Source organism: Gilliamella sp. Occ3-1 (assembly GCF_001690655.1).
GTDB lineage: Bacteria > Pseudomonadota > Gammaproteobacteria > Enterobacterales > Orbaceae > Gilliamella > Gilliamella apicola_P.
In genome coordinates, this window is the sequence record NZ_LZHQ01000009.1 from 15,388 (window position 1) to 31,832 (window position 16,445).

The window sequence follows — 16,445 nt, forward strand, 5'->3', positions numbered from 1 at the left end:
CTTGATCATTAAAAATACTTCATAAACTAAAATCTAACTAGTGCAGATCCCCAAACAAATCCGCCACCAAAGGCTTCCAATAAAATTAGGTGGCCTCGTTGAATTCGTCCATCTCTTACACCTGCATCTAAAGCACAAGGCACAGAAGCAGCAGAAGTATTACCCTGCTTATCTAATGTGACAATAACTTTATTCATATCCATATCTAGGCGTTTTGCGGTTGCAGAAATAATTCTTAAATTAGCTTGATGGGGGACTAACCAATCTAAATCTGCTTTGTTGAGCGTGTTCTCAGTTAAAAGCTCGTCAACCAAATTTGACAGCTCTTTAACTGCCACTTTAAACACTTCATTGCCATGCATTGTCATATAAACAGGATCATTCATATTACGGCGATCAACATATGGATATTTTAATAGATCACCATAACGACCATCAGCATGAAGATGCGAAGCAATAATACCTGGTTCTTCTGATGCGCCGACAACAACCGCTCCTGCACCATCCCCAAAAATGATAATGGTGCCTCGATCATTTGGATCAACACCACGGGTTAACATGTCAGAACCAACAACTAAAGCATTTTTAATTGCACCACTTTTAACATATTTGTCAGCAATATCAAGCGCATAAATAAACCCAGAACAAGCAGCTGACACGTCAAAAGCAACGACATCACCAATACCTAATTTAGCTTGTAATTCTGTTGCTGAACTTGGAAATGCATTGACCGAAGTTGCTGTTGCAACAATAATCATACCGATTTCTTCTTTATCGATATTGGCCATTTCAATTGCATTTATAGCAGCTTCATAAGCCATACTTGTTACAGTTTCATCTGGCGCTGCGATACGTCTTTCTTTAATACCAGTACGCGTTGTGATCCATTCATCACTGGTATCAACCATTTTTTCAAGATCTGCATTAGTTCTTATCTGTTTTGGAAGATAACTCCCAGTTCCTAATATCTTTGTATACATCTAATTATTCGCTCTTGGGTAGTGCGGAAGAAAGGCTCGTTGCAATCTTCTCAGGTATATTTGTTTGTATAGCCAAAATAGCTTGTTCTATTGCTGCATAAAATGATTTTTGATTGGCACTACCGTGACTTTTAATCACAATACTTCGAAGTCCAAGCAAGCAAGCACCATTATATCGTCCGGGATCTAAATAACCAAAATTTTTTGCAATTTTCCTTTGTAGCCATTTACTCAATAATTTCAATAATAGTGAATGATGACCTAACGATAATTTAAAAGAAGACATAAAAATTTTTATTAAACCTTCTACTGTTTTTAACGTTACATTACCCACAAAACCATCACAAACAAGTACATCGGTTTTACCCGTTAAAAGTTCGTTACCTTCTAAATAACCGATATAATTAATTTTGTTATTTGATTTCAAAATAGCAGAAGCCGCACGAATTTTATCCAAACCTTTAATGTCTTCTTCACCAATATTAAGTAATGCAACACGAGGATATTCAATATTAAGCACTGTTTTAGCTAAAATTTCACCCATTATCGCAAACTGAACTAACATATCACTATCACACTCAGCATTAGCTCCTAAATCCAATACTACTGTATTTTGATTGTTTAATGCTGGAACTATAGCAACGAGTGCAGGACGATCTATACCCGTCAATGAATGCAAAAGTAGTTTTGACAGCCCCATTAATGCACCAGTATTACCAGCACTTACACATGCTTGAGCTTTATTATCTTTAACTAGTTCAAGCGCAATTCTCATAGAAGATCCTTGACTATGACGAATTGCATAAGAAGGTTTCATATCATTAGCTATTACTGATGTCGATTCTATCAACATTAATCGACCTTCTTGTTGGTATTGAGTAATTAACTTTGCTTTTTCTTTAGGCAAAAAAAGATTGATTTCTGTTAGACACCCTACCAGAAAAATTGAAAGAGTTGGATAATTATTTAGTGCTTGTATTGCAGCAGGAACAACAATACGAGGACCGAAGTCCCCGCTCATAGCATCTAACGCAATGGTTAGATTATCCAAAATGTCACCTGAGGATTTCTAATTACTAAATAATTATTTAGAAATCACTTTACGACCACGATAATAACCATCAGCGGTTACGTGATGACGCAAATGTGTTTTACCTGATTCATCAACTGAGATATTAGCAACAGTTAATGCATCATGAGAACGACGCATACCACGTTTTGCACGAGTTTTACGATTCTGTTGAACAGCCATGGATTTACCCCTTATTCTTTAAACTAACTAAAATTGCAAATGGATTTGTTTTTTCATTCTCAGTAGGAATTTCACCAAATACCATATCTGCCTCTGACACTTCGCAGTGTTTACTATCATGTACCGGCGCAATTGGTAACGAGAGAATAATTTCGTCCTCAAGTAACGCTAATATATCTACTTCACCAAACTCGTTCATCAAAACGGGTTCATAATGTTCCGGTAGCGTCTCTGCTTGAGCATCGCTCTTAACAGGACTAAATTTATTCGTCACATGAACTTCAGTGACAAAAGGTTTAAAACAACGTTGACAAGTTTGTTCTAACGTTAATTTTGCATCAATATTGATAATGCAGAGTTTTTGTTCATCATAATAAAAAGACAAACTACACTCAATATCACTTTTTGGGCTATCAACCCTATTTACCGCTTGAAGTGGATAATATCCAATATAATCAAGTCGTTTTTGTGCCGATTTAATCGGGTCAATAGTAAATGGTAATTTATTTTGCATAAGATATGCATACTACCTTAAAAAATTTTTTTAGTGTAGTTAAAAACTACACAATGCCATAAGGCGCGCATATTACCTTTAAATCAAGGTTTCGTCAATGGGATCACACAATATAATTTGTTTGAGTTGTTGATTATTACTTTAATATTCATTTTGTTAATGATTATTTTTTTCTTGTAAAGTTTTTTCAGAAAACACCCATATTTCAGTATAAAAGTAGTTATTTTGGTCTTTTCATTTATTATGATAATCGACACAAACTATCTTTCATAATCGCTCGAAAATCATCATGTAACTATCCCCTAAAATAGTACAGCAAAAAAGTAGAAAATTCTCTATGATAAAAATAAAGGGGATTTAATTATGAAAAAATGACTGAACATCAAATCGTAGCTATTTTAAAAGAAGCTGAAGCTGGTCTTCCCGTTAAAGAGCTGTGCCATAAATATGGCATGGGTAATTCAACTTTTTATAAATGGTGAGAAAAATACGGCGGAATTGAAACTTCGGATATCAAACGCTTAAAGGAGCTTGAAGCCTAAAACCGCAAGTTTAAGCAGATGTTTGCCGAACTGAGCTTAAAATCCCAGCTTCAGGAAGAAATCATAAAAAAGCTTTAGTGCTCACAAAAAGGCACGTAAAACGTGGGCACAGCAACTACAACAAAATCATTCGGTTAGTATTGCTATGAATTGTGCCATTGTTGGCTTAAGTCGTTGTGCTTACTATTATCAACCTAAGTTACAGGATGATTCAGTGATTGTTTCGGTGTTGAATGCTATCACAGACCGGCATTTACGCTGGGGCTTTCCTAAATGCTTTAATCGTATCAAAAAACTCAGCTATAAATGGAATCATAAACGAGTGTATCGGGTATATTGTGAGTTGAAACTTAATATTAGAGCTAAACGTTAAAAAACGTATCCCCCTCATGAACACCAGAAAAGCTATTGGTTCCTAATAAACAAGGTGAATGTTGGTCAATGGATTTTATGAGTGACAGTAGCCGTAATCAACGTCGCTTTAGAACATTCAATGTCATCGATGACTTTAATCGTGAGGCGTTAGGTATTGATATTGCAGTGAGCTTACCAGCAGGAAGAATTACCCGTTACTTAGATAAACTGGCCGAATATCATGGGTATCCATTAAAAATACGGGTCGATAATGGGCCAAAATTTACAGGAAAAACCTTAATAAACTGGGCTAAATCACATGATATAACCATTGATTATATAAAGCCTAGTAGCCCTTATCAAAATGGCTTTATTGAACGATTTAACCGTTCGTACCATACAGAGGTATTGGATTTATATCTTTTTAATAATCTGGAACAGGTAAGGAAGGTAACCGAAGAATGGTTAACGATTGATAACACGGAAAGACCGCATGAGGCATTAAATAACATGACACCGATTGAGTATAAAACACTAACAAGCAGCTTAATTTTCTACGTGAGTTGTGTACTAAGTTTGGGGGGTATTTACAATATAAAAAATAGCACGCTGTGCGTGCTATTTATAAATCAAATCTAATGAAACTATTGATTCTATTCAGCAGAATTGAGTAACTCAGCTAAATTAGCTGTAGCTTCTTCTGCTGAAATTGTTGTTTGAATCTCATCAGTCGATGGCATTGCTCGTTTACGTAAACGTTCCTTATGGTAAGCATAACCTGTACCAGCTGGAATTAATCGACCAACAATTACGTTTTCTTTTAAGCCACGTAATTCGTCATTTTTACCAGCTACCGCTGCCTCAGTTAAGACGCGAGTCGTTTCTTGGAACGAAGCTGCAGAAATAAACGATTCAGTCGTTAATGATGCTTTGGTAATACCAAGTAGATCGTGTAGATAAACAATTGGTTCTTTACCTTGAGCCTCAAGTTCACGGTTGATAATCTTCAAGCGTGAAACTTCAAGTTGTTCGCCTTCAAGCAAGCGAGAGCCACCAGGATGAATAACTGTTGCTTTACGTAACATTTGGCGCACAATAACTTCAATGTGTTTATCGTTAATTTTTACACCTTGTAGACGATAAACTTCTTGAACCTCGTTTACAATATAGCGTGTTACAGCATTAACACCACGTAGACGTAAAATGTCATGAGCCGATTCAGGTCCATCAGAAATTACATCTCCACGACCAACTTGTTCACCTTCAAACACGTTAAGTTGACGCCATTTTGGAATCATTTCTTCATATGGTTCACTACCATCTAACGGAGTGATAATTAAACGACGTTTACCTTTCGTTTCTTTACCAAATGAAATGATACCATCAATTTCAGCTAAAATAGCAGGCTCTTTTGGTTTACGTGCTTCAAATAGATCAGCAACACGAGGTAAACCACCGGTGATATCTTTGGTACCAACAGATGCTTGTGGAATACGAGCAAGTGTGTCACCAATATTGATTTCTGCACCATCCTCTAACTGTACTAGCGCTTTACCTGGTAAAAAGTATTGTGCAAGCATTTCTGTACCAGAAAGATAGATATCTTTGCCTTTAGCATCAACAATTTTAATTGCTGGACGTAAATCTTTACCCACACCAGTACGTTCTGCCACATCTAATATCACAATAGATGATAAACCAGTTAATTCGTCAGTTTGGCGAGTAATAGTTTGCCCATCAACCATATCAACAAAACGAACAAAACCTTTTGCTTCAGAAATAACTGGCATTGTATGCGGATCCCAGTTAGCAACAGTTTCACCCGCATCAACTGTTACACCATTACCTTTACTTAAAATCGAACCGTAAGGAACTTTATAGGTTTCTTTCATTCGACCTAATTCATCAATAATAGTTAATTCAGCATTACGCGAAGTAATAACCAATTTCTTATCTGGGTTAGTTACAAATTTAGCATTAGTTAATTTAATTCTACCTTTGTTTTTAACTTGCACACTTGATTCAGCAGCAGCTCGCGATGCCGCACCACCAATATGGAACGTACGCATGGTTAACTGAGTACCTGGTTCACCAATTGATTGCGCAGCAATAACACCGATGGCTTCACCTTTATTAACCAAGTGACCTCGAGCCAAATCTCGTCCATAACATTTTGCACAAACACCAAAATCAGTATCACACGAAACGACTGAACGTACTTTAACACTATCTACCGATTCAGCTTCAAGTAAGTCACATTTACTTTCATCAAGTAAAGTATTACGTGGAATTAAGATATCTGCACTACCAGGTTTTAATACATCTTCAGCTGTGACTCGACCTAATACACGCTCACGAAGTGGTTCTTTAACATCACCACCTTCAATAACTGGTGTCATGACCACACCTTCTAAGGTGCCACAGTCGTCTTCGATTACCACTAGATCTTGTGCAACGTCAACTAAACGTCGAGTTAAGTAACCTGAGTTTGCTGTTTTTAATGCAGTATCGGCAAGACCTTTACGCGCACCATGAGTAGAAATAAAGTACTGAAGTACGTTTAATCCTTCACGGAAGTTCGCTGTGATAGGTGTTTCGATAATCGAACCATCTGGTTTTGCCATCAAACCACGCATACCAGCAAGCTGACGAATCTGTGCAGCAGAACCACGTGCACCTGAGTCGGCCATCATGTAAATACTATTGAAAGAAGATTGAACTTCTTCCTCACCTTCACGGTTAATGACTTTTTCAGTTGATAAGTTATCCATCATGGCTTTAGCAACACGTTCATTAGCTGCAGCCCAAATATCGATAACTTTATTATAACGTTCACCAGCAGTTACTAAACCTGATTGGAATTGCTCTTGGATTTCAGCAACTTCAATTTCAGCTTCATTGATGATTTGTGATTTCTTAGCTGGAATCTCCATATCATCAATACCAACAGATACCCCTGAACGTGCTGCATAAGCAAATCCAGTGTACATAATTTGGTCGGCTAAAATTACCGTATCTTTCATACCTAATTGGCGATAACAAATATTTAAAATCTTAGAGATCGCTTTTTTACCAAGAGGCTGATTAATAACAGAGAAGTTCATTCCTTTTGGCATAATTAACCATAGAATTGCACGACCGACAGTCGTATCAACAATCGAGGTAGTATCTTCCCATTCACCTACACTATTTCGTTGGCTTTCAGTAATACGAACTTTAACCTTAGCATGCAATTCAACTAGGCCTAAACGGTATAGCTTTTCAGCTTCTTTAGGACCGGTTAATATCATGCCTTCACCTTTGGCATTAACTTTATCACGAGTCATATAGTAAAGGCCTAAAACCACGTCCTGAGAAGGCACGATAATAGGTTCTCCACTTGCTGGTGAAAGAATATTGTTGGTTGACATCATTAACGCACGTGCTTCTAACTGAGCTTCTAACGTTAATGGAACGTGAACCGCCATTTGGTCACCATCAAAGTCAGCATTAAATGCCGCACAAACTAGTGGGTGTAATTGAATCGCTTTACCTTCAATTAGGATAGGTTCAAATGCCTGAATACCTAATCTATGTAACGTTGGAGCACGGTTTAATAATACTGGATGTTCACGAATAACTTCATCTAAGATATCCCAAACAATTGCATCTTCACGCTCAACCATTTTCTTCGCAGCTTTAATGGTTGTTGCATAACCGCGACGTTCTAATTTTCCGTAAATAAATGGTTTGAATAATTCAAGTGCCATTTTCTTCGGTAAACCACACTGATGCAAATGCAAGTATGGACCTACAGTAATTACAGAACGACCCGAATAGTCAACACGTTTACCTAACAAGTTTTGACGGAAACGACCTTGCTTACCTTTGATCATATCGGCAAGGGATTTTAATGGGCGTTTGTTAGAACCTGTAATCGCACGACCTCGGCGACCATTATCTAATAATGCGTCAACAGATTCTTGTAACATACGTTTTTCATTACGTACAATAATATCTGGTGCAGCTAAATCCAATAAACGTTTTAAACGATTATTACGGTTAATAACTCTACGGTAAAGATCATTTAGATCTGATGTTGCAAAGCGCCCACCATCTAGTGGAACCAATGGACGTAAATCTGGTGGCAACACAGGTAATACATTTAAGATCATCCACTCAGGTTTGTTTTCTGATTGAATAAATGCTTCAATAATCTTAATACGTTTAGTTAGTTTTTTACGCTTAGTTTCAGAATTAGTAGTTGCTAGCTCATCGCGTAGAGCTTCACATTCTGCTTGCACATCAATATTACGCAATAATTCTTGGATAGCTTCAGCACCCATACGAGCATCAAACTCATCACCAAACTCTTCTAACGCGTCAAGATATTGCTCTTCAGTTAAAATCTGACCTCGCTCTAAATTAGTCATGCCACCATCAAGAACCATAAATGACTCAAAATAAAGCACTCGTTCAATATCGCGAAGTGGCATATCAAGTAATAAGCCGATGCGAGAAGGTAATGATTTTAAAAACCAGATATGAGCAGTTGGAGATGCAAGTTCAATGTGCCCCATACGTTCACGACGTACTTTAGCTTGAGTTACTTCAACTCCACATTTTTCACAAATAACACCACGGTGTTTTAGACGTTTATATTTTCCACATAAACATTCATAATCTTTTACTGGTCCGAAAATACGTGCACAAAACAATCCATCACGTTCAGGTTTGAACGTACGATAATTGATTGTTTCAGGTTTTTTGACTTCACCAAAAGACCATGAGCGAATCATATCAGGAGAAGCAAGGCCTATCTTGATAGCATCAAAGTCTTCAGTTTTTGTTTGTGCTTTTAGAAACTTTAATAAGTCTTTCACAATTGACTCCTATGGAGTTAAACCAATTAGATAACTTATTATTACTAATAAGTTATCCCTATAAATAGAAATCATTTAAGTTAGAGAAAATTACTCTTCATCTAACTCTATATTTATACCTAGCGAACGAATCTCTTTTAATAGTACATTAAATGATTCTGGAATCGCAGGCTCCATACGATGATCACCATCTACAATATTTTTATACATCTTAGTTCGACCGTTTACGTCATCAGATTTAACGGTTAACATTTCTTGTAAGGTATAAGCTGCACCATATGCTTCAAGTGCCCATACTTCCATCTCACCAAAACGTTGACCACCAAATTGAGCTTTACCACCCAATGGTTGTTGAGTAACCAGACTGTATGAACCAGTAGAACGAGCATGCATTTTGTCATCAACTAAGTGATTCAATTTGAGCATATACATATAACCTACAGTAACTGGACGTTCAAATTTTTCACCTGTACGACCATCGTACAAAGTAATTTGGCCAGAAGTTGGTAAGTCACCCAGCTCAAGTAATGCCTTAATTTCTCTCTCTTTAGCACCATCAAATACAGGTGTTGCTAATGGCATACCATTACGTAAATTTTGTGCTAAAGTCATCACTTCTTGATCAGTAAATTCTGCAACATTAACTTTTTGCGCAGCACCTAAACCAAGATCATACGCTTTTTGAATAAATTCACGTAATTTAGCTAATTCCTGCTGTTCTTTTAGCATAGCATCGATCTTCTGACCAATACCTTTAGCTGCCATACCCAAATGAGTTTCTAAGATCTGTCCAATATTCATACGGGACGGAACACCTAGCGGATTCAATACGATATCAACTGGACGACCTTTTTCATCATATGGCATATCTTCAATTGGGTTAATTTTTGAAATAACCCCTTTGTTACCATGACGACCAGCCATCTTATCACCAGGCTGAATTTGACGTTTAACTGCCAAGTAAACTTTAACGATTTTAAGAACGCCCGGCTGTAGATCATCGCCTTGAGTGATCTTCATACGTTTAGCTTCAAGTTTTTTGTTAAACTCTGTTTTAATTTCGTCGTACTGTTCAGCCAACTGTTCTAATTGAGCTTGTTTATCTTCGTCTGCGATACCAATTGTTAGCCATTTTTCATGTGGCAAAGCATCTAGTTTATCCGCTTTGATTCCACCTGAAATTAATACATCACGAATTCTAGCAAACAATGCAGCTTCTAAGATTTTAAGTTCTTCTGTTAAATCTTTTCTTGCCTGTTTGAGTTGCATCTCTTCGATTTCAATTGCACGTTTATCTTTTTCTACGCCATCACGAGTAAACACTTGAACATCAATAACAGTACCTGAAACACCATTTGGCACACGTAATGAGGTATCTTTAACATCAGATGCCTTTTCACCAAAAATAGCACGTAGTAATTTTTCTTCTGGCGTTAATTGTGTTTCACCTTTAGGTGTCACTTTACCAACTAGAATATCACCACCTTTTACTTCAGCACCGATGTATACAATACCAGACTCATCAAGTTTAGACAGTGCGGCTTCACCTACGTTTGGAATATCCGCAGTAATTTCTTCTGCACCTAATTTCGTATCACGAGAAATACAAGATAACTCTTGAATATGAATCGAAGTAAAACGGTCGTCTTGTACCACTTTTTCAGAGACTAAAATAGAATCCTCAAAGTTATAACCATTCCATGGCATAAATGCCACTCGCATATTTTGACCTAATGCTAATTCACCTAGATCAGTAGATGGTCCATCTGCCAGTACATCGCCACGTTCAACTTTTTCTCCCAATTCCACACATGGAATTTGGTTAATACAAGTATTTTGGTTAGACCGGGTATATTTAGTTAAGTTATAAATATCAATACCTGTTTCACCGACGTATATTTCATCTGAATTAACATTAACCACAATACGTGATGCATCAACATATTGAACTATACCACCACGACGAGCAACCGCTGTTACACCCGAGTCAACAGCTACTGCACGTTCCATACCAGTCCCAACAAACGGCTTTTCAGCTTTCAACGTTGGTACTGCTTGACGTTGCATGTTCGCACCCATTAAGGCACGGTTCGCATCATCATGTTCAAGGAACGGAATTAATGAAGCACCAACTGATACGATTTGTTGAGTTGATACATCCATATAATGAATTTGTTCAGGACTATATAAACCCGATTCACCACTTAAACGACAAGTTACTAAATCTTCTTTAAAACGACCATTTTCATCAAGATTTGAGTTTGCCTGAGCAATTACAAATTCACTTTCATCGATCGCTGATAGATAGTTAATTTCATCAGTTACAATACCATCAATAACACGACGGTATGGTGTTTCTAAAAAGCCATACTCATTGGTACGAGCATAAACTGCTAATGAATTAATCAAGCCAATGTTTGGACCTTCAGGCGTTTCGATTGGACATACACGTCCATAGTGCGTTGGATGTACGTCACGCACTTCGAATCCTGCCCGCTCACGCGTTAAACCACCTGGTCCTAAAGCTGAAATACGACGTTTATGCGTAATTTCGGATAGTGGATTGTTTTGATCCATAAACTGAGATAACTGACTTGAACCAAAGAATTCACGAATCGCTGCTGAAATTGGTTTAGCATTAATCATGTCTTGTGGCATTAGTGAATCAAGATCACCTAGAGATAAGCGTTCTTTCACTGCTCGTTCAACACGAACTAAACCAATACGAAATTGGTTTTCTGCCATTTCGCCAACACTACGAATACGTCTATTACCTAAATGGTCGATATCATCAACTTCACCGTGACCATTACGAATAGCAATTAATTTCTTCATTACGTCAACGATATCATCTTTCGTTAAAACGCTTTCGCCTTCAATGTCATCACGCCCTAATGAACGGTTAAACTTCATTCGACCAACAGCAGATAAATCATAGCGTTCGTCAGAGAAGAATAAATTATCAAATAACGCTTCAGCTGCTTCTTTTGTCGGTGGCTCCCCCGGACGCATCATGCGATAAATTTCAACTAATGCTCCAAGACGGTCACGAGTTGAATCAACATTTAAGGTTTCAGAAATAAATGCACCATGATCTAAATCATTAGTGAATAATGTTTCTATCTTTTTATATCCAGCATTAGTTAATTGAAGCAAGAGTTCTAATGAAATCGGAGTATTGGCAAAAGCAATTACCTCACCCGTTTCTTCATCAACATAATTTTTAGCAAGAACTTTATTAACAATATATTCAACTGGCACATCAATTTTGCTAACTTTATCTTTTTCTAACTCACGAATATGACGAGCTGTAATACGTCGGCCTTTTTCAGCATAAACTTTACCTTTTGATTCAATATCAAATAGCGCAGTATCGCCACGTAAACGCTCAGGAACAAGATCCATTTTTAACTTAGATTTACTTACTTCAAAAATAGTTTTTTCGAAGAAGATATCTAAAATTTCTTCTGTTTCATAGCCTAACGCACGCAAAATAATTGTTGCTGGAAGTTTACGACGACGGTCAATACGAGCAAAAAGATTATCTTTTGGATCAAATTCAAAATCAAGCCAAGAACCACGATAAGGAATAATCCGAGCATTATATAAAACTTTACCAGAAGAGTGCGTTTTACCTTTATCACTATCAAAGAACACACCTGGACTACGATGTAATTGCGAAACGATTACACGTTCTGTACCGTTGATCACAAAAGTCCCATTGTCTGTCATTAAAGGAATTTCGCCCATATAGACGTCTTGCTCTTTAATATCTTTAACTGTTCCCTCTGGCGCATCTTTATCATAAATAACTAAACGTAATTTTACGCGCAACGGCGCTGAGTAAGTGATCCCTCTAATTTGACATTCGTTAACATCAAACACAGGTTCGCCCATCATAAAGCTCACGTATTGTAACTCAGCGTTACCACTATAACTTTTTATCGGAAATATTGAACGGAATGCAGCTTCTAAGCCATATTGTCCTTCTGGATCTTGCTCAATAAATTTCTGGAACGAATCAAGTTGAATAGAAAGAAGATACGGTATATCCAAGACTTGTGGACGCTTACCAAAATTCTTACGAATTCGTTTTTTCTCGGTATAAGAGTAAACCATTAGTTCCTCAACTTGCTTATCTGCTATTTTAGCATGATTAAATATTCATCAGGGTGTTGTCGCCAACTGATACACCTGACACCTCATCGAAAATATCTATAAATATCAATTGATTAGGCTTAATAAATATACTATTTCTTTATTATTTTTTATTGATAATCTTCAAATAAAATTCTTTATCTTATTATAGCGCAAAAAGGCTGGAGGCAAAAACCCCCAGCCATTTAGATTGCTTTTGATAAACTTATTTAAGTTCAACAACTGCACCAGATTCCTCAAGTGCTTTCTTAAGTTCATCTGCATCGGCTTTGCTAACGCCTTCTTTAACTGTTGCAGGAGCTGATTCAACAAGATCTTTAGCTTCTTTTAAGCCTAAACCTGTTGCACCACGTACTGCTTTGATAACAGCTACTTTATTAGCACCAACATCTTTTAAGATTACATCAAATTCAGTTTTTTCTTCTACAGCTTCAGCAGGACCTGCTGCTGCAACAGCTACAGCTGCCGCTGCAGAAACACCAAATTTTTCTTCCATCATTGATACAAGTTCAACAACATCCATAACAGACATTTCTGCAACTGCATCTAAAATTTGTTCTTTAGTGATAGACATAATATAGTTTCCCAAATTTACATTTCTAATTAATAAAATTCACAATCAGGCTGCCAATTAAGCAGCTTCTTTTTGATCGCGAACCGCCGCAAGAGTACGAACCAACTTGCCAGCTGCGGCTTCTTTCATGGTTGACATCATGCGAGCTAATGCTTCTTCATATGTAGGTAATGTTGCTAAGCGATCAATGTTCGCTGCAGTAATCAACTCACCTTCAAAGGCTGCGGCTTTAATCTCAAATTTTTCATTTTCTTTCGCAAACGCCTTAAAAATACGCGCTGCAGCACCTGGATGCTCATTTGAAAATGCAATTAGAGTTGGACCTACAAACGTATCTTTTAAACACTCATATTGAGTGCCCTCAACGACACGGCGTAATAGCGTATTACGAACAATACGCATATAAACACCCGCTTCTCGAGCAGATTTACGTAATGCAGTCATTTTTTCTACAGTTACGCCACGAGAATCAGCAACAACTGCAGATAGCGCACCTTTGGCGATTTCATTAACTTCAGCAACAATTTCTTGTTTATTTTGAAGATTTAGTGCCATTGGTATTGCTCCTGGATTATACTAGGCAAAAGCCTAGACTTATTCAAGCTAGCTACAAATGTAACTAGCACAACCACGATGAGCAGAATCCTTCTATTATATCTTATCAGGTTCTGTCACCGTCTACGTAGGAAAATTAAGTAGTCAAACATCAACCACACCTACGGTCTTGGACGGGGTCTGGTTAAGGCCAGACACCAACCGATTTCGCTATTTAATTATAAAATTAATTAAACAGTTGCATTTAATGTTGCTTGATCAATAGCAACACCAGCACCCATTGTAGTAGAAAGGCTAACTTTCTTAATAAATACACCCTTAGAAGAGGCTGGTTTTGCACGTTTTAACGCAACAAGTAATGCTTCTAAATTTTCTTTAAGCTTATCTGCATCAAAATCAGCTTTACCAATAGTAGTATGGATAATACCATTCTTATCATTACGGTAACGGATCTGACCAGCTTTAGCATTTTTTACAGCTTCTGCAACGTTAGGAGTTACAGTTCCAACTTTAGGGTTTGGCATTAAACCACGTGGGCCTAAAATTTGGCCTAATTGACCAACAACGCGCATAGCGTCTGGTGATGCAATTACAACATCAAAATCCATTTCGCCTTTTTTGATTTGATCAGCAAGATCGTCCATACCTACTAATTCAGCACCTGCTTCTTTTGCCGCTTCTGCATTTGCACCTTGAGTAAAGACAGCAACACGCACACTACGTCCAGTACCATGAGGAAGAACGATTGCACCACGAACATTTTGATCTGATTTACGTGAATCAATACCTAAATTCACAGCAACATCAACACTTTCTGTAAATTTAGCTGTAGCTAATTCTTTTAATAAAGTAATTGCTTCATTGATTTCATATTGTTTAGTTGCATTTACTTTTTCGCGGATAAGTTTAGCCTTCTTAGATAATTTAGCCATGAATTAACCCTCCACTTCCAAGCCCATTGAACGAGCTGTTCCTTCAATAGAACGCATCATCGTTTCAATGGTCGCACCATTCATATCTGCAGCTTTCAATTCAGCGATTTCGCGAATTTGTGCACTCGTTACTTTACCTACTTTTTTCTTATTAGGTTCACCTGAACCAGATTTTATTTTAGCCGCTTTCTTTAACAAAACAGCTGCTGGAGGTGTTTTAGTTACGAATGTAAATGAACGGTCAGAATAGACTGTAATTACTACAGGAATTGGTAATCCTTTTTCCATGCTTTCTGTTTTTGCATTAAATGCTTTACAGAATTCCATAATATTCACACCATGTTGACCAAGTGCTGGACCAACTGGTGGGCTAGGATTTGCTGCACCAGCTGCAACTTGCAACTTGATGTAAGCTTGTACTTTTTTTGCCATTTTTAGTTTCCTTTGCTCGGGTGCAAACGCCTCTATTAATAATAATTACTAATAAATAGACAGCTCCCCTAAGTTAAATGAGGGCAGAATTATCCTATAACTTAAATAAAAATGCAAGATTTATTTAAGTTATAGGATAATTCAAAAGCAAGATATTTACCTTGCTTTAAACTTAAACAGTATAAGAATTAAAGAACATCAACTGCATTAAGCTCTTTAAATGCAAGTTCTAAACGAGCGACTAAAGAATCTTGGCCTTTACGTAGCCATACGCGAGGATCGTAGTATTTTTTATTTGGGGCATCAACCCCTTCAGGATTACCCAATTGCCCTTGTAAGTAAGCTTCATTTGCTTTGTAGTAATCTAAAATACCAGACCAGTTAGCCCATTGAGTATCTGTATCAATGTTCATTTTAATTACACCATAACTAACTGCTTCAGCAATTTCTTCTGGCGTAGAACCTGATCCGCCATGGAAGACAAAGTTTAATGATTTAGCTGGTAGATTATATTTTTCAGATACATATTTTTGTGAGTTATCTAAAATTTTTGGCGTTAATTTAACATTACCTGGTTTATAAACTCCATGCACATTACCAAATGAAGCTGCAATAGTAAAACGAGGACTGATAGCACTTAAACGCTCATAAGCATAAGCTACATCTTCTGGTTGAGTATAAAGTGCTGAGCTATCCATATGACTATTATCAACACCATCTTCTTCACCACCAGTACATCCTAGCTCTAACTCTAAAGTCATTTTCATTGCTGACATACGAGCAAGATATTGACAACAAATATCAATATTATCTTTTAATGACTCTTCTGAAAGATCAATCATATGAGATGAAAATAATGGTTTACCTGTTTTAGCAAAATGAGTTTCACCTGCATCCAGTAAGCCATCAACCCATGGAAGTAATTTTTTAGCGCAGTGATCAGTATGAACAATAACAGGGACTCCATATTTTTCAGCCATAAGATGAACATGTTTTGCGCCAGAAATAGCACCCAACACAGCACATTCTTGACCTTCTAATTTTAGGCCTTTACCAGCAATAAATTGAGCTCCACCGTTAGAAAACTGAACAATAACAGGAGAACCTACTTTTGCGGCTGTTTCAATAACGGCATTGATAGTATTTGTGTCAACACAGTTAACCGCAGGTAATGCAAAGTTATTTTCGCGAGCGATTTGAAATACTTTTTGAACATCATCACCAGTGACAACACCAGGTTTAACAACATCAGAAATCTTAGTAACCATTTTATTACCTATAAATTTATTT

Annotated in this window: 14 protein-coding genes; 3 read left to right on the plus strand and 11 right to left on the minus strand. The window is 37.1% G+C overall.

Translation table 11 applies throughout. The features are described 5' to 3' along the window. Positions 1 to 26: 26 nt before the first annotated feature. The 4 genes from A9G43_RS02860 to yceD are packed head-to-tail and all read right to left on the minus strand — an operon-like array spanning position 27 to position 2,746. Complete coding sequence (locus A9G43_RS02860) at positions 27 to 980, minus strand: beta-ketoacyl-ACP synthase III (RefSeq protein WP_065606468.1); 954 nt, start codon at positions 978 to 980, stop codon at positions 27 to 29. Positions 981 to 984: 4 nt separating this feature from the next. After that, on the minus strand, positions 985 to 2,031 hold the full coding sequence (plsX, locus tag A9G43_RS02865) for a phosphate acyltransferase PlsX (RefSeq protein ID WP_081298000.1): 1,047 nt from the start codon (positions 2,029 to 2,031) through the stop codon (positions 985 to 987). Positions 2,032 to 2,064: 33 nt separating this feature from the next. Beyond that, the gene (gene rpmF, locus A9G43_RS02870; protein ID WP_025316508.1) at positions 2,065 to 2,232 is read right to left on the minus strand and encodes a 50S ribosomal protein L32; all 168 of its coding nucleotides are present in this window, start codon (positions 2,230 to 2,232) and stop codon (positions 2,065 to 2,067) included. A gap of 4 nt (positions 2,233 to 2,236) precedes the next feature. Next, entirely contained in the window at positions 2,237 to 2,746 is a 510-nt protein-coding gene (gene yceD / locus A9G43_RS02875; protein ID WP_065561382.1) for a 23S rRNA accumulation protein YceD, read from the minus strand. A 371-nt stretch (positions 2,747 to 3,117) separates the two neighbouring features. Here yceD and A9G43_RS10660 point away from each other — a divergent pair, with 371 nt between their 5' ends. The 3 genes from A9G43_RS10660 (at position 3,118) to A9G43_RS02885 (ending at position 4,281) form a co-directional block, all read left to right on the plus strand. Then, complete coding sequence (locus A9G43_RS10660; RefSeq protein ID WP_081298001.1) at positions 3,118 to 3,228, plus strand: transposase; 111 nt, start codon at positions 3,118 to 3,120, stop codon at positions 3,226 to 3,228. 205 nt (positions 3,229 to 3,433) lie between these two features. Then, positions 3,434 to 3,661, plus strand: coding sequence for an IS3 family transposase (locus tag A9G43_RS10850; protein ID WP_141674005.1), 228 nt, complete (start codon positions 3,434 to 3,436; stop codon positions 3,659 to 3,661). Positions 3,662 to 3,696: 35 nt separating this feature from the next. Beyond that, positions 3,697 to 4,281, plus strand: coding sequence for an integrase core domain-containing protein (locus tag A9G43_RS02885; RefSeq protein ID WP_141674006.1), 585 nt, complete (start codon positions 3,697 to 3,699; stop codon positions 4,279 to 4,281). A 14-nt stretch (positions 4,282 to 4,295) separates the two neighbouring features. Here the strand turns inward: A9G43_RS02885 and rpoC are convergent, their stop codons facing one another. The 7 genes from rpoC to fbaA form a co-directional block, all read right to left on the minus strand. Then, entirely contained in the window at positions 4,296 to 8,504 is a 4,209-nt protein-coding gene (gene rpoC, locus A9G43_RS02890; protein ID WP_065606472.1) for a DNA-directed RNA polymerase subunit beta', read from the minus strand. Between the two features lie 90 nt (positions 8,505 to 8,594). Continuing rightward, positions 8,595 to 12,623, minus strand: coding sequence for a DNA-directed RNA polymerase subunit beta (gene rpoB, locus A9G43_RS02895; RefSeq protein WP_065606474.1), 4,029 nt, complete (start codon positions 12,621 to 12,623; stop codon positions 8,595 to 8,597). 244 nt (positions 12,624 to 12,867) lie between these two features. Next, a complete protein-coding gene (rplL, locus tag A9G43_RS02900; RefSeq protein ID WP_065606476.1) occupies positions 12,868 to 13,236 on the minus strand; it encodes a 50S ribosomal protein L7/L12 in 369 nt (122 codons plus the stop codon). Positions 13,237 to 13,293: 57 nt separating this feature from the next. Then, on the minus strand, positions 13,294 to 13,791 hold the full coding sequence (gene rplJ / locus A9G43_RS02905) for a 50S ribosomal protein L10 (protein WP_065606478.1): 498 nt from the start codon (positions 13,789 to 13,791) through the stop codon (positions 13,294 to 13,296). Positions 13,792 to 14,021: 230 nt separating this feature from the next. Then, the gene (rplA, locus tag A9G43_RS02910) at positions 14,022 to 14,723 is read right to left on the minus strand and encodes a 50S ribosomal protein L1 (RefSeq protein WP_034910418.1); all 702 of its coding nucleotides are present in this window, start codon (positions 14,721 to 14,723) and stop codon (positions 14,022 to 14,024) included. 3 nt (positions 14,724 to 14,726) lie between these two features. Beyond that, positions 14,727 to 15,155 (minus strand): 50S ribosomal protein L11, encoded by a 429-nt coding sequence (rplK, locus tag A9G43_RS02915; RefSeq protein WP_034884321.1) that lies wholly within the window; start codon positions 15,153 to 15,155, stop codon positions 14,727 to 14,729. Between the two features lie 188 nt (positions 15,156 to 15,343). Beyond that, positions 15,344 to 16,423 (minus strand): class II fructose-bisphosphate aldolase, encoded by a 1,080-nt coding sequence (fbaA, locus tag A9G43_RS02920; RefSeq protein WP_034910416.1) that lies wholly within the window; start codon positions 16,421 to 16,423, stop codon positions 15,344 to 15,346. Between the last annotated feature and the right edge of the window lie 22 nt (positions 16,424 to 16,445).